Origin of the sequence: Pseudomonas sp. R4-35-07 (genome assembly GCF_003852235.1) — a bacterium.
In the GTDB taxonomy this organism is placed as follows: Bacteria; Pseudomonadota; Gammaproteobacteria; order Pseudomonadales; family Pseudomonadaceae; genus Aquipseudomonas.
In genome coordinates this window covers 1066428-1083708 of sequence record NZ_CP027732.1, presented here as the reverse complement: position 1 = coordinate 1083708, position 17281 = coordinate 1066428, and the positions used below count along the sequence as shown (strand labels likewise).

Annotated in this window: 15 protein-coding genes and 1 other RNA gene; all 16 read right to left on the bottom strand. The window is 62.0% G+C overall.

What is annotated here, in order from left to right:
- Positions 1 to 10: 10 nt before the first annotated feature.
- The 16 genes from ftsA to rsmI all read right to left on the bottom strand — a co-directional run bounded on the left by ftsA (position 11) and on the right by rsmI (position 17236).
- Complete coding sequence (ftsA, locus tag C4J89_RS04850) at positions 11 to 1273, bottom strand: cell division protein FtsA (protein ID WP_057724626.1); 1263 nt, start codon at positions 1271 to 1273, stop codon at positions 11 to 13.
- Positions 1274 to 1288: 15 nt separating this feature from the next.
- Positions 1289 to 2158: a cell division protein FtsQ/DivIB gene (locus tag C4J89_RS04845; RefSeq protein ID WP_124413884.1), complete on the bottom strand. Its 870-nt coding sequence runs from the start codon at positions 2156 to 2158 to the stop codon at positions 1289 to 1291.
- 4 nt (positions 2159 to 2162) lie between these two features.
- The gene (locus C4J89_RS04840) at positions 2163 to 3119 is read right to left on the bottom strand and encodes a D-alanine--D-alanine ligase (RefSeq protein ID WP_124413883.1); all 957 of its coding nucleotides are present in this window, start codon (positions 3117 to 3119) and stop codon (positions 2163 to 2165) included.
- Positions 3116 to 4561 carry a UDP-N-acetylmuramate--L-alanine ligase gene (murC, locus tag C4J89_RS04835; RefSeq protein ID WP_124361360.1) on the bottom strand — a complete coding sequence of 482 codons (1446 nt, stop codon included), beginning with the start codon at positions 4559 to 4561 and terminating at the stop codon, positions 3116 to 3118. Before murC ends, C4J89_RS04840 begins: the two co-directional genes overlap by 4 nt.
- Entirely contained in the window at positions 4554 to 5624 is a 1071-nt protein-coding gene (gene murG / locus C4J89_RS04830) for an undecaprenyldiphospho-muramoylpentapeptide beta-N-acetylglucosaminyltransferase (protein ID WP_124413882.1), read from the bottom strand. The genes murC and murG overlap by 8 nt, the downstream gene beginning before the upstream one ends.
- The gene (gene ftsW / locus C4J89_RS04825) at positions 5614 to 6837 is read right to left on the bottom strand and encodes a putative lipid II flippase FtsW (RefSeq protein WP_065885825.1); all 1224 of its coding nucleotides are present in this window, start codon (positions 6835 to 6837) and stop codon (positions 5614 to 5616) included. Before ftsW ends, murG begins: the two co-directional genes overlap by 11 nt.
- Positions 6834 to 8180 (bottom strand): UDP-N-acetylmuramoyl-L-alanine--D-glutamate ligase, encoded by a 1347-nt coding sequence (gene murD, locus C4J89_RS04820; RefSeq protein WP_124413881.1) that lies wholly within the window; start codon positions 8178 to 8180, stop codon positions 6834 to 6836. Before murD ends, ftsW begins: the two co-directional genes overlap by 4 nt.
- 6 nt (positions 8181 to 8186) lie before the next feature.
- Complete coding sequence (gene mraY, locus C4J89_RS04815) at positions 8187 to 9269, bottom strand: phospho-N-acetylmuramoyl-pentapeptide-transferase (RefSeq protein ID WP_124361357.1); 1083 nt, start codon at positions 9267 to 9269, stop codon at positions 8187 to 8189.
- Positions 9269 to 10639, bottom strand: a complete 1371-nt coding sequence (gene murF, locus C4J89_RS04810) for a UDP-N-acetylmuramoyl-tripeptide--D-alanyl-D-alanine ligase (RefSeq protein ID WP_124413880.1) — start codon at positions 10637 to 10639, stop codon at positions 9269 to 9271. The genes mraY and murF overlap by 1 nt, the downstream gene beginning before the upstream one ends.
- A complete protein-coding gene (locus C4J89_RS04805) occupies positions 10632 to 12095 on the bottom strand; it encodes a UDP-N-acetylmuramoyl-L-alanyl-D-glutamate--2,6-diaminopimelate ligase (protein WP_124413879.1) in 1464 nt (487 codons plus the stop codon). The genes murF and C4J89_RS04805 overlap by 8 nt, the downstream gene beginning before the upstream one ends.
- The gene (locus tag C4J89_RS04800) at positions 12095 to 13837 is read right to left on the bottom strand and encodes a penicillin-binding protein 2 (RefSeq protein WP_164484578.1); all 1743 of its coding nucleotides are present in this window, start codon (positions 13835 to 13837) and stop codon (positions 12095 to 12097) included. Before C4J89_RS04800 ends, C4J89_RS04805 begins: the two co-directional genes overlap by 1 nt.
- A complete protein-coding gene (gene ftsL / locus C4J89_RS04795; RefSeq protein ID WP_124361353.1) occupies positions 13837 to 14130 on the bottom strand; it encodes a cell division protein FtsL in 294 nt (97 codons plus the stop codon). Before ftsL ends, C4J89_RS04800 begins: the two co-directional genes overlap by 1 nt.
- On the bottom strand, positions 14127 to 15074 hold the full coding sequence (rsmH, locus tag C4J89_RS04790; RefSeq protein WP_164487589.1) for a 16S rRNA (cytosine(1402)-N(4))-methyltransferase RsmH: 948 nt from the start codon (positions 15072 to 15074) through the stop codon (positions 14127 to 14129). Before rsmH ends, ftsL begins: the two co-directional genes overlap by 4 nt.
- Entirely contained in the window at positions 15071 to 15526 is a 456-nt protein-coding gene (gene mraZ, locus C4J89_RS04785; protein WP_004371993.1) for a division/cell wall cluster transcriptional repressor MraZ, read from the bottom strand. The genes rsmH and mraZ overlap by 4 nt, the downstream gene beginning before the upstream one ends.
- Positions 15527 to 15881: 355 nt before the next feature.
- An RNA gene (gene rnpB, locus C4J89_RS04780) (RNase P RNA component class A) lies at positions 15882 to 16234 on the bottom strand.
- Between the two features lie 96 nt (positions 16235 to 16330).
- Positions 16331 to 17236 (bottom strand): 16S rRNA (cytidine(1402)-2'-O)-methyltransferase, encoded by a 906-nt coding sequence (gene rsmI / locus C4J89_RS04775; protein ID WP_164484510.1) that lies wholly within the window; start codon positions 17234 to 17236, stop codon positions 16331 to 16333.
- Positions 17237 to 17281 lie beyond the last annotated feature (45 nt).

Below are 17281 nucleotides of genomic sequence, written 5' to 3'. Positions count from 1 at the left end.
CGGTAAATCTTCAGAAATTGCCTTTTACCCAAGCCTGCAGCCGCTCGAACAACGGCGCTTTCGCTTCGTCATCGCTGCGGTAGCTGTCACGGATGCTCGGGCCCGACAGGGAAATGCCATCGGTCTGCTTTTGCAGCCCGTACAACAGCAAGCCCACACCGGTGGAATAAATCGGGTTGCGCACCACGTCGCCGAGGCCTTTGACGCCATGGGGCACGCCCAGGCGCACCGGCATGTGGAAGATCTCTTCGGCCAGTTCGACCGCGCCTTCCATTTTCGAGGTGCCACCGGTCAGCACGATGCCGGCCGGGATCAGATCTTCGTAGCCGCTGCGGCGCAATTCGGCCTGGATCAGGGTGAACAGCTCGTCGTAGCGCGGCTCGACCACTTCGGCCAGGGCCTGGCGCGACAGCTCGCGCGGCGGACGGTCGCCGACGCTGGGCACCTTGATGGTTTCACCGGCACCGGCCAGCTTGGCCAAGGCGCAGGCGTAGCGGATCTTGATTTCTTCGGCGTACTGGGTCGGTGTGCGCAACGCCATGGCGATGTCGTTGGTGACCTGGTCGCCGGCAATCGGGATCACGGCGGTGTGACGGATCGCACCCTCGGTGAAGATCGCGATATCGGTGGTGCCGCCGCCGATGTCCACCAGGCACACGCCCAGTTCTTTTTCGTCGTCGGTCAGCACCGAGTAGGCCGAAGCCAACTGCTCGAGAATGATGTCGTCGATTTCGAGGCCGCAGCGACGCACACATTTTTCAATGTTCTGCGCGGCGTTGACGGCGCAGGTCACTACGTGGACCTTGGCTTCCAGACGCACGCCCGACATGCCCAGTGGCTCGCGAACGCCCTCCTGGTTATCGATCACGTAGTCCTGGGGCAAGGTGTGCAACACCCGCTGGTCAGCCGGGATCGCCACGGCCTGGGCGGCGTCGAGGACGCGCTCAAGGTCGGCCGCACTGACTTCACGGTCGCGGATCGCCACGATGCCGTGGGAGTTCAGGCTGCGGATATGGTTGCCGGCCACGCCGACAAACGCCGAGTGGATCCGGCAACCGGCCATCAGCTGCGCTTCTTCGATGGCGCGCTGGATCGATTGCACGGTGGACTCGATGTTCACCACCACGCCCTTCTTCAGGCCCCGGGACGGATGCGTGCCAATACCGACGATTTCGATCGTGCCGTCTTCACCGACCTCGCCCACCAGCGCCACCACCTTGGAGGTGCCGATATCGAGACCGACGATCATTTTGCCGCTTTGCACGTTTGCCATGGGTCCTGCCTCTTCTTAATTCTTCGCGACAGCGGGTTGTGCTGCCGTGGGCGCTACCGGTACACGCCAACCGACGGCCAGGCCGTTGGCGTAACGCAGGTCGACGCTCGCAATGTTCGTAATCTGTTCTTTCAAGGTTTTTTCATAGATGGCAATAAAGCGGCGCATCTTTTCCACCAAGCGGTCGCGTCCCAGCAACAACTCGATGCCCGGGCCGGAACTGCCTGCCCCGGTCGTCAGAAACCAGCTGCCCCGCTCACGCAATTCCAGGCGTGCGATGGAGAAGCCCAGTGGCCGCAGCATCTGGCTCAAGGCCTGGTACTGCTGCATCACTTGCTGTTGCGCCCGCTGCGGCCCGAACAGCTGCGGCAGGTGCTCATAGTTCGCTACTTCACGGGGCGCAAATGCCTGGCCCTGGTTGTTCAACAGCGCACCATCGCCCCAGCGGGCCACGGGCAGCTGTTCTTCCAGGCGGATCGTTACCTGGTCCGGCCATACGCGGCGGACTTCGGCATGGGCGATCCACGGCATCTGTTCCAGCTCCGCGCGCATGCCGGCCAGGTCAATGGTAAAGAAGCTCGCCGCCAGGAACGGGCTGATGCGCTGCTGTACCGCTTGCTGGCTGATATAGCTCAAGTCGCCCTGCACGCTGATCTTGGTGATCGGCCGGTCGGCATACGGCAACAGACGCTGCGCCCCTTCGTAGGTGCCAAAGCCCAGTACCACCAGCAACACCGGCCAGAACAGCGCCTTGATGAAACCAAAGTTGGCTTTGGGCAGGCGCGCCGACATCGGCTCTTTGGCCACCATGCGGCTGGCACCCCGTGGCACCGGCTTGCGGCTCGGTGCTTGTGGGGGCTGATGACGAAGCGATACGCCTTTCATGTGCTTAGCCTCTTGGCTCAATGCTGTCGGCCAGGATCGCCAGCACCAACTGCTGGAAATCCAGACCGGCGGCACGGGCGGCCATAGGGACCAGGCTGTGGTCGGTCATCCCGGGTGCGGTGTTGACTTCCAGGAACCAGAAATTCCCTTGGTCATCCTGCATCACGTCTGCCCGCCCCCAACCGGCGATACCCAGCGCCTCACAGGCTTGCGCCGTGAGGTCCATCAATTGCTGTTCCCTGGTTGCGTCAAGGCCGCATGGGATCCGGTACTGGGTATCGGAGGCCACGTACTTGGCGTCGTAATCGTAAAAAGTGTGGGGCGTGCCCAATGCGATAGGCGGCAATACCTGGCCACGCAGGGTGGCGATGGTGTACTCGGGACCCTGGATCCACTGTTCCACCAACACTTGCGAATCGTAGGTACTTGCCGCTTTCCATGCGTCGATCAATTCAGCGGCCGAGTTCACTTTGGCCATGCCGATACTGGAGCCTTCATGGGCAGGTTTGACGATCAAAGGCAGGCCCAGTTCCTTGGCTGCGCAAATACAATCGTCCTCGCTGCGCAACACGGCGTGACGCGGCGTGGGAATGCCCAGGCTGTGCCACACCTGCTTGGTGCGCAGCTTGTCCATCGCCAGCGCCGACGCCAGGATGCCGCTGCCGGTATAGGGGATGCCGGCGCACTCGAGCAGGCCCTGCATGCTGCCGTCTTCACCGCCACGGCCGTGGAGAATGATGAAGGCACGGTCGATCTTTTCGGCCTGCAGGCGGGCGAGGAAATCATCGCCCACGTCGATGCCGAATGCGTTCACACCGGCGCTTTGCAGCGCCTCAAGCACGGCATTGCCGGATTTGAGCGACACTTCGCGCTCGGCGCTCTTGCCGCCGAACAGCACGGCAACGCGGCCGAAGTCGGCAGGCGCGACAGTGGAGAACAGGGAGGCGTAGTCAGTGATCATTTCGACTTCCCCTTTGCGGCGGTAAACAGCGGACTGGCCAGCAATTTAGGCGCAAGGCCACCGATATCACCGGCGCCCTGGCACAGCAGGATGTCGCCAGCGCGCAGCAGCGGCTTGACGATCGGCGCCAGGTCGACGCCCCGCTCAATGTAGATCGGGTCCAACTGCCCACGCTGACGGATGCTGTTGCACAGTTTGCGGCTGTCGGCGCCCGGAATCGGTTCTTCACCGGCCGGGTACACCTCCATCAGCAACAGCACGTTGGCATCGGCCAATACATTGACGAAGTCGTCGTACAGGTCACGGGTGCGGCTGTAGCGGTGCGGCTGGTAGACCATCACCAGGCGGCGCTCCGGCCAGCCACCGCGCACGGCCTTGATCACGGCGGCGACTTCGGTCGGGTGGTGGCCGTAGTCGTCCACCAGCATCACTTCACCGCCTTCAACCGGCAGCTGGCCGTAGACCTGGAAGCGCCGGCCGACACCGGCAAAGCGCGACAGGCCTTCGACGATGGCTTCATCGCTGACACCTTCATCGGTAGCAATGCAGATGGTTGCCAGGGAGTTCAGTACGTTGTGGTTGCCCGGCATGTTGACCGACACATCCAGCGGCTCGCGGTCGGGGCGCAGCACGGTGAAGAAGGTTTGCATGCCTTCCTGGCGCACATTGATCGCGCGCACGTCGGCGTCCTCGCTGAAGCCGTAGGTCACGGTAGGACGCTTGACCTGCGGCAGAATTTCGCGCACCACCGGATCGTCCAGGCACACCACGGCCAACCCGTAGAACGGCAGGTTGTGCAGGAAGTCGACGAAGGTTTTCTTCAATTTGTTGAAGTCGCCGTCGTAGGTTGCCATGTGGTCTTCGTCGATGTTGGTGACGACGGCGACCAGTGGTTGCAGGTGCAGGAAGCTCGCGTCGCTTTCATCGGCTTCGGCGATCAGGTAGCGGCTGGTGCCGAGCTGGGCATTGGTGCCGGCGGCATTCAGGCGGCCACCGATGACGAAGGTCGGGTCCAGGCCACCGGCGGCGAACACCGAGGCGATCAGGCTGGTGGTGGTGGTCTTGCCGTGGGTACCGGCGACGGCGATGCCGTGGCGGTAGCGCATCAGCTCAGCGAGCATCTCGGCACGCGGCACCACCGGGATGCGGCGCTCGAGGGCGGTGGCCACTTCCGGGTTGGACGTGTTCACAGCGCTGGACACCACCAGCACATCCGCCTCGGCGGCGTTCTCGGCGCGGTGGCCGATGAAGATCTGCGCGCCAAAGGACTTCAGGCGCTCGGTGACCGGCGACTCTTTCAAGTCAGAGCCGGACACCTGGTAGCCCAGGTTCAGCAATACTTCGGCAATGCCGCACATGCCCACGCCGCCGATACCGACGAAGTGGATGCGACGGATGCGGCGCATTTCCGGTTGTGGCATGGCTTTCTGATTCTCAACCATGGGCCACCTCCAGGCAGATATCGACCACGGTGCGGGTTGCGTCAGGTTTGGCCAGGCGGCTTGCGGTGCTCGCCATGCTGTTGAGTCGTTCCGGTTGCATCAAAACCTCGGTCAGGCGTGCGGCCAAATCGGCGGCGCCAGTCGTTCTTTGCGGCAGCAGGAAGGCAGCGCCCTCCCCGGCCAAATATTCGGCGTTGCGGGTCTGGTGATCGTCGATTGCGTGGGGCAGAGGCACCAGCAACGACGGCAGACCGGCGGCAGCCAGTTCACTGACGGTCAGCGCACCAGCGCGACAGACCACCAGGTCGGCCCAGCCATAGGCGTGGGCCATGTCTTTGATGAAGGGCTGGACAGTCGCCTCGACACCGGCCTCGCGATAGCGCGTGGCGGTGACTTCATCGTGCTGCTTGCCGGCTTGGTGGAAGATCTCAGGCCGCAATTCCACAGGGAGTTGCGCCAGCGCCTCCGGCAGCAATTTGTTCAGCGGCTCGGCGCCCAGGCTTCCGCCGAGGATCAGCAGGTGCGCCTTGCGTCCGACCAGCGCTTGGCGGGCGATGTCCATGAACAGCTCGGTGCGCACCGGGTTGCCGGTGGTACGGCGCTTGCTCGACGCGCTGAAGGTATTCGGGAACGCTTCACACACCCGCGCGGCCAATGGCACCAGCAAACGGTTGGCGGTACCGGCGACGGCGTTCTGTTCATGCACGATCACGGGGATACCGGCGAGTTTCGCCGCCACGCCGCCGGGGCCGGTCACATAACCGCCAAAGCCGAGCACACACACAGGCTGCAACTCACGGATAACCCGGCGTGCCTGCCATACCGCCTTAAGCAACACGAAAGGCGCCTTGAGCAGCGACAATTTGCCCTTGCCCCGCAAGCCCGTGACGTTGATCAGGTGCAGCGGCAAACCGGCGTTCGGCACCAGCTCGTTCTCGATGCCACGCGGCGTTCCCAACCAGTGCACGCTGTAGCCACGGTTCTGGAATTCGCGCGCGCAGGCCAGGGCCGGGAACACATGGCCCCCGGTGCCGCCAGCCATGATCAGCACGTTAGCGCCCATGGGTCGGCTCCTCGGCGAAGTCGCTTTCGCTGAACTCCATCTCTTCGCTGCCCAGGTGAGTACGACTCTCCCACTCGATGCGCAACAACAAGCCAAGGCAGGCGCAGCAAATCACCAACGAACTGCCGCCGTAACTGAGGAACGGCAAGGTCAGGCCCTTGGTTGGCAGCAGCCCGACGTTCACGCCGATATTGATCAGGAACTGGCCGATCCACAGGAACGACAAGCCGTACGCCACATAGGCGGCGAAATACTGTTTGGCCTTTTCGGCCCACAAGCCGATGTACATGCCGCGTACACACACGAACACAAACAGCGCGACGGTGCACAGCGAACCGACCACGCCCAGTTCCTCGGCCAGTACCGAGAACACGAAGTCGGTATGCGCTTCGGGCAGGTAGAACTGCTTCTGCACACTGTTGCCCAGGCCCACGCCCAGCCACTCGCCGCGACCGAAGGCAATCAGCGCCTGGGTCAACTGGTAGCCGGAACCGAACTGGTCGGACCACGGGTCGGTAAAGGTAATCAGACGGGCCATCCGGTAGGGTTGCGCCTGCACCAGAATCGTCACGGCCGCGACCGCCAGCACCACCATCAAGGTGAAGCGGAACAGGCCGACGCCGCCCAGGAACAGCATCGCGGCGGCGGCGCCCATCATCACCACGGTGGCGCCGAAGTCGGGCTCCATCAGCAGCAGGCCGGCCATGGGCAGCAGCACGATGAATGGCTTGAAAAAGCCCATCCAGCTTTCGCGCACTTCTTTCTGACGGCGCACCAGGTAGCCGGCCAGGTAGATCACCACGAACACCTTGGCGATTTCCGAGGGTTGCACGTTGAAGGCACCGAAGCCGATCCAGCGCATCGAACCGTTCACCTCGCGGCCGATGCCGGGCAGGATCACCATCACCAGCAAGCCGAACGCCCCGATCAGCATCAGCCAACCCAGGCGCTGCCACGTGGCGATCGGGATCATCATGGTGACGATGCATGCGCCCAGGCCGATCACCAGGTACACCAGGTGACGGATCATCATGTACAGGGTGTTGCCCGACTGCACGGCGGCCACTTCGGAGGACGCCGAGGTGATCATCACCAGGCCCAGGCCGAGCAGCGCCAGGCAACCGGCGAGCATCGGGAAATCCAGGTCGATGCCGCGCCCGGTAATGATCGGCGACGGGTACGGTTTGATGATGTTTTTCAGGTTGAGGCTCATGCCAAAGCCTCCACGGCGCGGGCGAACAACTGGCCGCGCTCTTCATAGTTCTTGAACATGTCGAAACTGGCGCAGGCTGGCGACAGCAGTACCGCATCACCCGGCTGGGCCAGGGCTTTGCACTGGGCGATCGCGTCGTCCAGGGAGGTAGCGCGCACTTGCGGCACCGCGTCGCCCAGGGCTGCGGCGATCAGGTCCGAATCACGGCCCATCAGCACCACGGCGCGGCAATGCGCAGCGACCGGCGCTTTAAGGTCCTTGAAGTCGGCGCCCTTGCCGTCGCCACCGGCGATCAGCACCAGTTTGCCGTCGATATCGGCACCCAGGCCTTCGATGGCCGCCAGGGCAGCGCCGACGTTGGTGGCCTTGGAATCGTTGTAATAGCTGACGCCGTCGAGGTCGCGCACCCACTGGCAGCGATGCTCAAGGCCGGCGAAGGTGCGCAGGCTGGCGAGCATGGCGTCGAAGGGCAGGCCTACCGCGTGGCCGAGCGCCAAGGCCGCCAGGGCGTTGGACTGGTTATGGGCGCCACGGATTTTCAACTCGCGCACCGGCATCAGGTTCTGGAATTCGAAGGCCAGGTATTTCTCGCCGTTCTCTTCGCGAATGCCAAAGGCTTTGAAATCGGGCTTGCTCAGGCCGAAGGTCCAGCAAGGCATGCCTTCGCCTATCAGTGGACGGCTCAAGGCATCCTGGCGGTTGACCACAAACTGCTTGGCGCCCCGGAAGATACGATGCTTGGCCAGGTGATACGCCGGCAGGCCGCTGTAGCGGTCCATATGGTCTTCGCTGACGTTCAACACAGTAGCCACTTCGGCACCGAGGTCGTGGGTGGTTTCCAGCTGGAAGCTCGACAATTCCATCACGTACAACTCGACGTCGTCGCTGAGCAGGTCCAGCGCCGGCACCCCAAGGTTGCCGCCCACCGCCACACGCTTGCCGGCAGCCATCGCCATGTCGCCGACCAGGGTGGTCACGGTGCTTTTCGCGTTGGAACCACTGATCGCCACGATCGGTGCCTTGGCGTGACGCGCAAACAGGTCGATATCGCCGGACAGCTTCACGCCACGCGCCGCTGCTGCTTGCAGGGCCGGTGTGGCCAATGCCAGGCCGGGGCTCACGTAAAGCTCATCGGCGCGGCACAGAAATTCGACGTCCAATTCGCCACAACGCACTTCCACGTGCGGGTAGTCACGGCGCAGCGTGACCAGCTCCGGTGGATTTTCCCGCGTGTCGGCCACGGCAAACGACGTGCCCCGGTTCGCCAGGAAGCGAACCAGGGACATGCCGCTCTTGCCGAGGCCGACAACGATGCGGAAGTGGTCTGAAGCGATCAGGGACACTCGTTTCTACCTCAGTTTCAGGGTGGCAAGGCCGACCAGTACCAGAATCACGGTGATGATCCAGAAACGGACGATCACGCGTGGCTCGGGCCAGCCCTTGAGTTCAAAGTGGTGGTGGATCGGCGCCATTCGGAATACACGGCGCCCGGTCAATTTGAAGGAAGCCACCTGGATGACCACCGACAGGGTTTCCATCACGAACACACCGCCCATGATGAACAGCACGATTTCCTGGCGCACGATCACCGCGATGGTGCCAAGGGCCGCGCCCAGTGCGAGTGCGCCGACGTCGCCCATGAAGACTTGTGCCGGGTAGGTGTTGAACCACAGGAAGCCCAGGCCGGCGCCGATCAGCGCGCCGCAGAACACGATCAGCTCACCCGCGCCCGGTACGTAGGGAATCAGCAGGTACTCGGCGAACTTCACGTTACCCGACAGGTAGCAGAAAATGCCGAGGGCGCCGCCGACCATCACCGTCGGCATGATCGCCAGGCCGTCGAGGCCATCAGTCAGGTTGACCGCGTTGCTGGAGCCGACGATCACGAAATAGGTCAGCACCACGAAACCGATGCCCAGTGGAATGCTGGCATCCTTGAGCATTGGGATGATCAAGGTGGTTTCCACAGCGCTTGGTGCGGTGGTGTAGAGGAAGATCGCCGCCGCCAGGCCGAATACCGACTGCCAGAAGTACTTCCAGCGGCTCGGCAGCCCCTTGGAGTTCTTCTCGATCACTTTACGGTAGTCATCGACCCAGCCTATGGCGCCGAACAGCAGGGTCACCAGCAGCACCACCCACACGTAGCGGTTGTGCAGGTCAGCCCAGAGCACGGTGCTGACGCCAATAGACGACAGGATCAACGCGCCGCCCATGGTCGGGGTGCCGGACTTGGACAGGTGCGACTGCGGGCCGTCATTGCGAACCGATTGACCAATTTGCAGGTTCTGCAGGGTGCGGATCATCCACGGCCCCAGAAACAGCGACAAACACAGCGCGGTCAGCACACCCAGGATCCCGCGCAGGGTCAGGTACTGAAAGACCGCGAAGCCTTTGTGGAACTGTTGCAGATACTCAGCCAGCAGCAGCAGCATTAATGTTTCTCCGTACTTGAGCCACACAAGGCTGCGACGACGTTTTCCATCACCGCGCTGCGCGATCCCTTGATCAAAATGGTTGTGTGTGTGTCGTGTTCAGCCGCAGCCAACGCCTGGATCAATTCGCCTTGGGTCGCAAAATGCCGCGCGCCAGGGCCGAAGGCGTTTACCGCGTGCGCCATGTTCGGGCCGACGGCGTAAAACGCGTCGACCTTATCGGCGGCATAGGCGCCGACTTCGCGGTGCCCTTGTTCAGCCCAGTCGCCCAATTCGCCGATGTCGCCAAGTACCAGCACCTTGCGGCCATCAAAGCCTTTGAGCAGATCCACGGCGGCGTTAACGGAAGACGGGTTGGCGTTGTAAGTGTCATCGATCACGCGCATGCCGTTGGTGGCCAATTGCGCGACAGTGCGTCCTTTGACCGGCTGCACCGCGCCCAAGCCTGTGGCGATGCCGAACAGCGACACACCCAGGGCGTGGGCGGCAGCGGCAGCGGCCAAGGCGTTGGCGACGTTATGGTTGCCCAGCAGGTTCAGTTGCACGTGTTCACTGCCTTGCGGCGTGTGCAAGGTGAAGGACGGGCAACCACGCGCATCAACGGTGATGTCGCTGGCATGAAAATCGGCTGCGGCGTTGCGCACGGCAAAGGTCAGCACCTTGCGACCGGCAGCGCGTACGCGCCAGGTCTCGAAGGCCTTGTCGTCAAGATTCAGTACCGCGGTGCCCGAAGCGTCGAGGCCTTCAAGAATTTCACCCTTGGCTTCGACGATTTTTTCCGGGCCGCCGAATTCACCGACATGGGCGGTACCGGCATTGTTGATAACCGCGACATGGGGCTTGGTCAGCGCCACGGTGTAGGCAATCTCACCGACGCGGGAAGCGCCCAGCTCGATGACTGCCGCCGTGTGTTCCGGGGCCAGTTCGAGCAGGGTCAGCGGTGCGCCGAAATCATTGTTCAGGTTGCCCCGGGTGGCGAGTACCGGCCCGCGCGTGCGCAGTACGCCGGCCAACAGTTCCTTGACGGTGGTCTTGCCGCTGGAGCCGGTGATAGCGGCAACCGGCTTGTCGAAAGCGGCACGGTTCAGCGCGCCCAGTTGGCCCAAGGCGAGCCGCGTATCGGCGACCAGCAACTGTGGCAACGTCGCGTGCGCCACTTCACGTTGCACCAGGGCACCCACGGCGCCTTTGGCGGCGACGTCGTTCAGGTAGTCGTGACCGTCAAACCGCGGGCCTGTGAGTGCGATGAACAGCTGGCCGGGCTGGATATTGCGACTGTCGATACTGACGCCGTCGAACGTGCAATCGCTCGACAGCACCCGGGCCGACAACGCCTGGGCCAGTTCGCTGAAGGTCATCGGCTTAAGCATGGGCGACCTCCCAGGCGGTCAGGGCGTGACTCGCCTCGACCAGATCGGAGAAGGCATGGCGCTCGCCGTTGATTTCCTGGTAATCCTCATGCCCCTTGCCAGCCAGCACCACCACGTCATCCGCGCTGGCACCGGCGATCAATTGGGCGATGGCTGCGCCGCGACCGGCCACGAACGTGACGTTGGCAGTGTCTTTGAAGCCTTCGCGTATATCGTCGAAAATCCGGCTGGGGTCTTCGCTGCGCGGGTTGTCGTCGGTCACCAGCACGCCGTCGGCCAGGCGCTCGACGATCTCGGCCATCAACGGACGCTTGCCGCGATCACGGTCGCCGCCGCAGCCGAACAGGCACAACAGCTTGCCCTTGGCGTGCGGGCGCAGGGCCAGCAGGACTTTTTCCAGTGCATCAGGGGTGTGGGCATAATCGACCACCACCAGCGGTTGCGTACCGCCACCCAGGCGCTGCATGCGGCCGGCCGGGCCTTCCAGTTTGGGCAGTACTTTCAGAATTTCGTCGAGGGCGTAATCCAAGCCGAGCAAGGCGCCGATGGCTGCCAATACGTTGCTCAGGTTGAAACGCCCGAGCAACGTGCTACGCAAATGGTGCTCGCCTTGTGGCGTTACCAGGGTGGCGCGCACGCCCTCGTCGCTGAACTGGGCTTCGCGGCAGTACAGGTACGCACGGGTGTCTTCCAAGCTATAGCTGATCAAGCGCGCTTCGCTGTCTTGAGCTGCCAGTTGGCGACCGAAGGCATCATCCAGGTTCATGACCCGGCACTTCAGGTGATTCCAGGCGAACAGCTTGGCCTTGGCCGCTGCATACGCGTCCATGGTGCCGTGGTAATCGAGGTGGTCGCGGGACAGGTTGGTCAGCACCGCCACGTCAAACGCCAGGGCCGTGACACGGCCCTGGTCGAGACCATGGGACGACACTTCCATGGCAACCGCCTTGGCGCCGGCCTTTTTCAGGTCGGCCAGGGTCGCCTGCACGGCAATCGGGTTCGGCGTGGTGTGCAGGCCGCTTTGCAGCGCACCATAGAAGCCGGTGCCCAGGGTACCGACGATGCCGCAGTGCTGACCCAGCAGGTCCAGGGCCTGGGCGACCAGCTGAGTCACGCTGGTCTTGCCGTTGGTACCGGTCACGCCCACCAGGTTCAGGTGGCGGCTCGGTTCACCGTAGAAGCGCCCGGCAATGTCGGACAACTGCGCGGCCAAGCCCTTGACTGGAATCAACGGCACATCGGTGATCGGCAGCACAGTAGCGCCTTCCACTTCATAAGCAACAGCGGCAGCACCACGTTGCAGGGCGTCGGCAATATGCGCACGGCCATCGAACTTGCCACCGGGCACGGCCAGGAACAGGTCACCGGCGCGCACGTTGCGGCTGTCCAGGCTCAACTCGCGAATCAGCAGATCGCGGCCGGCGTGGGCAAAAATCTTGTTCAGGCTAAGAGACATCAGCCGCGCCCTCCATTGGCTTTTACAGCAGCGGCCGGGGGTGCGGCATTCGCTTGCTGGGTTGGCGCAAGATTGTCCGGCGTGATGTTCATCAGGCGCAGGGTGCCGGACATCACTTTGCTGAACACTGGCGCCGAGACCAGGCCACCGAAGTAACCGGCCTTGCTCGGTTCATCGATCACTACGACGATGGCGTAGCGCGGGTCGCTCATCGGGCCGAAACCGGCGAACAATGAACGGTAGGAATTTTCCGCATAACCCTTGGTGCCCACTGAGGTTTTACGCGCAGTACCGGACTTGCCAGCCACGTGATAGGCCGGCACCTGGGCGCGGAATACGCCACGCGGCGCCTCGATCACTTGTTGCAGCATGCCTTGCATGGTCTTGGCGACTTTTTCCGGGATCACCTGGGTGGCTTTCGGCGCTTCGTCCACGTGAATCAGGCTCAGCGGAACCATTCGGCCATTATTCGCCAATACCGAGAAAGCATGGGCCAGTTGGATTGCGGTCACCGACAGGCCGTAGCCGTACGACAGCGTGGCGGTCTCGGCCTTTTTCCAGTCGCGGTAGTTCGGCAGGTTGCCGACGCGCTCACCTGGGAAATCGAGCCCGGTGGGCTGGCCCAGGCCGATTTTCTGCGCCAGGTGGTAGATGGTTTCGCCGCCGATATCGAAGGCGACCTTGCTCATGCCCACGTTACTGGAGTTGATCAGGATGCCTGTCAGATCCAGCACCGGGCCCTCGGTGCGCGACACGTCGCGGATGGTATATTTGCCCAACTGCAAAGTGCCTGGGTACACCTCGACCTTGTCGCTGGGCTTCCAGCGTCCGGTTTCCAGGGCGGCACTCATGGAGATGGCTTTCATGGTCGAACCCGGCTCGAACACGTCGATCATTGCGCGGTTGCGCATCATCGCCGGTTGCAGGTTGCGACGATTGTTCGGGTTGTAGGTCGGCTGGTTGACCATGGCGAGAATCTCGCCGGTCTTCACGTCCATGATCACCAGGCTGCCGGCTTTGGCGCCGTTCTCGATGATCGCGTTACGCAATTCACGGTTGGCCAGGTACTGCAGACGCAAGTCAATCGACAACGCCAAGGGCTTGCCGGCCTTGGCGTTCTTGGTGACCTGAACATCCTTGATCAGCCTGCCGCGCCGGTCCTTGATGACCTGGCGCTTGCCGGGAACGCCGGCCAGCCACTCGTCGTAGGCCAGCTCGACACCTTCGCGGCCATGGTCATCGATATCGGTAAAGCCGACCATGTGCGCGGTGGTTTCACCGGCCGGGTAGAAACGACGAAATTCCTCGATGCCATAGACACCCGGAACTTTCAGGTCGAGCACTTGCTGACCCTGTTCGGGGGTGAGCCCGCGAACCAAGTAGATGAATTCTTTGTTGGCCTGGGCTTCCAGGCGTTCGGTCAGCGCTTTGCGGTCTTGCCCCAGGGCGGCAGCGAGTTCTGGCCACTTGTCCTTGGCCACCTGCAGTTCCTTGGCGTTGGCCCACAGGGTGGTCACCGGGGTACTCACGGCCAGAGGCTCGCCGTTGCGGTCGGTAATCAGGCCGCGGTGCGCAGGAATCGGAATATGCCGCAGGCTACGGGCGTCGCCCTGGCCGATCAGGAAGTCACGGTCGACGACCTGCAGGTCGAAGATCCGCCAGACGATCGCACCCACCATCAATGCCAGCAAGCCGAGCATCAGGCGGAAGCGCCATGGGTAGAGTGCGCCTTCAAGTTTCATCATGGCGCCACCATGCGTACGTCGGCCGCGCCCGGAATGTGCATTTTCAGTTGTTCGGTGGCCAGCACTTCGATACGGCTGTGGGCCGTCCACGTGCTCTGCTCCAGGATCAACCGGCCCCATTCCGCCTGCGCCTTGTCGCGCACGCTCAACTCTCCATAGAGGGTATTGAGCAATTGACGATTCCAATGCGCGCTGTAGGACACCGCAATCGCGGACACCAGCACGCCGATAAACAGCAGCAACATAAAGAAGCTGCCGCCCGGCAGGGGTTTGGCGAAAAGCTTGCTCACCGCAACTTCTCCGCGACGCGCATGACGGCGCTGCGCGAACGTGGGTTGGCCTTGAGTTCAGCTTCGGAGGCGAACTGTGCTTTGCCATGGATTTTGATTTTCGGTACAAAGGCTTCGAAACGCACCGGCAGATTGCGCGGCAGGTTGTCGGACTCGCCCTTGACCAGACGCCGCATGAACAGTTTGACGATACGGTCTTCCAGGGAATGGAAACTGATCACCACCAGGCGACCGCCCACTTCCAGCGCGTCCAGGGCAGCCTCGAGGCCAGCCTCCAGATCGCCCAATTCGTTGTTGACGTGAATGCGCAGGCCCTGGAATGCGCGGGTAGCGGGGTTCTTGCCCTTCTCCCATGCAGGGTTGGCGACCTTCAGCACTTCGGCCAGGTCAGCGGTGCGTTCGAACGGCTGGATTTCGCGGCGTTCGACCACGGCGCGGGCCATGCGACCGGCGAAGCGTTCTTCGCCGTACTCCTTGAACACCCGGGCAATTTCTTCCACCGGCGCGGTGGCGATGAACTGCGCGGCGCTGACGCCACGGGTAGGGTCCATGCGCATGTCGAGCGGACCATCGTTCATGAAGCTGAAGCCGCGCTCCGGGTCATCGAGCTGCGGCGAAGACACGCCGAGATCGAGCAGAATCCCGGCCACCTTGCCCGCCATGCCGCGCTCGGCGACTTCGGCGCCCAGCTCGGCAAAGCTGCGCTGCACAACGACAAAGCGGCCGTCTTCGGCCGCTAGCGCTTGCCCGATGGCAATCGCTTGAGGGTCTTTGTCGAACCCGAGGAGTTTACCGTTGGGCCCGAGCTGGCTGAGTATCAACCGACTGTGCCCGCCTCTGCCGAAGGTGCCATCCAAATAGCAGCCATCCGCGCGTACGGCGAGAGCCTCAACGGCTTCGTCAAGCAGTACGGTGATGTGGTTAAAGCCGCTATCAATAGTCACAGGATCAAATCACGCAGTTCATCAGGCATGGCGCCCGGTTGTTGAATAGCAGCCAGGTCAGCTGCAGAAACAGCATCCCAGGCATCTTCGTCCCACAATTGGAACTTGTTCAGTTGGCCTACCAGCATTGCGCGCTTATCGAGCCTGGCGTATTCGCGCAAACGCGGCGGCACCAGGAAACGACCGCTGCCATCGAGTTCAAGGTCGACGGCATTACCGATCAGCAAACGCTGCAGGCGGCGGTTTTCTTCACGCAATGAAGGCAGAGCGCGCAATTTGGTTTCAATCAACTCCCACTCGTCGAGGGGGTAAACGCATAAACAAGGGTCAACCGCGTCAATCGTGATGATTAACTGCCCCGAACTTCGCGAAATGAGCTCGTCACGATACCGACTCGGCATGGCGAGACGGCCTTTTGCATCGAGACTGATAGCGTTAGCTCCGCGAAACACAGGTGCGTTTCTCCAATTTTTAGCGTTTTACGTTCAAAAAACCCACTTTGTGCCACTTTCCGCCACTTGCGCACACTATAGGAATGCGCCCACCACACCGTCAAGGCGCGGATACAAGGAAAAGCCTTACAGAACGGAGATTTACGAGCGTAACGGGAGGAGAAACCCGAGTTCAGCGTGGTTTTTGACTCAGCAAGCACAAATAACTCAAAGCACTATGGCCCAGAGTTAAAGTAATTTATTAAGAGTAAGATTTTTTTGGTATTACGAAGACGCATCTGCCAATGATTTGGCAAGGAGGGATTCTTGCGTTACTACCGGGTTTTCTGCCCGAGGTTCAGGCAGAAGGAAAAAGGTGGAGAGTCGATCTATAAGCCGGGTTCTGTCTTGAACAGTCATTCGTCTACGATGGCCATCACTGGACATCTTTAGCAACCTACCCGGTCCCAGCGCGGGCCACGCCTTGGGACCCTATTTGGTCTTGCTCCAAGTGGGGTTTACCTAGCCACGAACTGTTGCCAGTCGTGCGGTGCGCTCTTACCGCACCTTTTCACCCTTACCGGCACCGAAGTGCTTAGGCGGTTATTTTCTGTGGCACTTTCCGTAGGCTCACGCCTCCCAGGCATTACCTGGCACTTCGCCCTATGGAGCCCGGACTTTCCTCCCCCCCTAATTTTCATAGAGGGCAGCGACTGTCCAATCGACTCTCCGCCGCGCAGGTTAACGGCACGACGGCCTCAGGACAAGTATTAAAAGTGCAGCATTGCCATCACCTTCGGACGAAACACCGGCCCGGCCCCGGAACTATTCGGCTTTCTGTTTATCCAGCGCCGCCTGATACAACACATTCTTGCGCGCCCCGGTAATTTCCGCGGCGAGGGCGGCAGCCCGCTTGAGCGGCATCTCCTTGAGCAGCAAATCGAGGATGCGCATGGCTTCGCTGCCGACTGCATCTTCATCCTCTGGAGGCGTCCAGCCGGCCACCAGCACGACGCACTCTCCGCGCTGCTGATTGCTGTCGCCTTCGACAAACCCGCGAAGCTCTTCCAGCGGCAGGCCCTTGAGGGTTTCAAAGGTCTTGGTCAACTCGCGAGCCAGCAGCGCCAGGCGCGCTCCGCCGAACACCAACTCCATGTCCTGCAGGCACTCCAGGATGCGGTGCGGGGCTTCGTAGAAAATCAAGGTGCGCGGCTCTTCCTTCAGCGCCTGCAGACGCGCGCGACGCCCTACCGTCTTGGCGGGCAGGAAGCCTTCGAAGATAAAGCGGTCCGACGGCAAGCCGGCTGCAGATAATGCTGCAATCAGCGCGCACGCGCCTGGAACAGGCACTACATTGATACCAGCGGCGCGCGCCTGGCGGACCAGATGGTAGCCCGGATCGGAGATCAGCGGCGTGCCCGCATCGGAGATCAGCGCAACATCATCACCTGCCAGCAAACGGGTGATAAAACGGCTGCCCTCCTCGCGCTCGTTGTGTTCATGGCAGGCCGCCAGTGGCGTGGGGATTCCAAAATGCTGCATCAACCGTTGGGAGTGTCGCGTGTCTTCCGCCGCGATCAATTTAACCTCGCGCAACACTTTCAATGCCCGGGCGCTGATGTCGTCCAGGTTGCCAATGGGCGTCGCCACGACAAAAAGCGAGCCTGCAGTGGAATTCAAAGGACCTGGAGCAGTCAAAACGCACACCTCGATGGTTGGCAAAAGCCACATTGTAGCGCGTCAATGCGCTGAAAATATGCCGTCACGGCGGATGTC

Bases quoted from the DNA above. Each gene is read 5' to 3' on its own strand.
- C4J89_RS04800 (WP_164484578.1), bottom strand. From the start codon at position 13,837: ATGAAACTTGAAGGCGCACTCTACCCATGGCGCTTCCGCCTGATGCTC.
- C4J89_RS04805 (WP_124413879.1), bottom strand. From the start codon at position 12,095: ATGTCTCTTAGCCTGAACAAGATTTTTGCCCACGCCGGCCGCGATCTG.
- rsmI (WP_164484510.1), bottom strand. From the start codon at position 17,236: ATGTGGCTTTTGCCAACCATCGAGGTGTGCGTTTTGACTGCTCCAGGT.
- ftsA (WP_057724626.1), bottom strand. From the start codon at position 1,273: ATGGCAAACGTGCAAAGCGGCAAAATGATCGTCGGTCTCGATATCGGC.
- murC (WP_124361360.1), bottom strand. From the start codon at position 4,561: ATGGTTGAGAATCAGAAAGCCATGCCACAACCGGAAATGCGCCGCATC.
- ftsW (WP_065885825.1), bottom strand. From the start codon at position 6,837: ATGAGCCTCAACCTGAAAAACATCATCAAACCGTACCCGTCGCCGATC.
- murF (WP_124413880.1), bottom strand. From the start codon at position 10,639: ATGCTTAAGCCGATGACCTTCAGCGAACTGGCCCAGGCGTTGTCGGCC.
- C4J89_RS04845 (WP_124413884.1), bottom strand. From the start codon at position 2,158: ATGAAAGGCGTATCGCTTCGTCATCAGCCCCCACAAGCACCGAGCCGC.
- C4J89_RS04840 (WP_124413883.1), bottom strand. From the start codon at position 3,119: ATGATCACTGACTACGCCTCCCTGTTCTCCACTGTCGCGCCTGCCGAC.
- mraY (WP_124361357.1), bottom strand. From the start codon at position 9,269: ATGCTGCTGCTGCTGGCTGAGTATCTGCAACAGTTCCACAAAGGCTTC.
- murG (WP_124413882.1), bottom strand. From the start codon at position 5,624: ATGGGCGCTAACGTGCTGATCATGGCTGGCGGCACCGGGGGCCATGTG.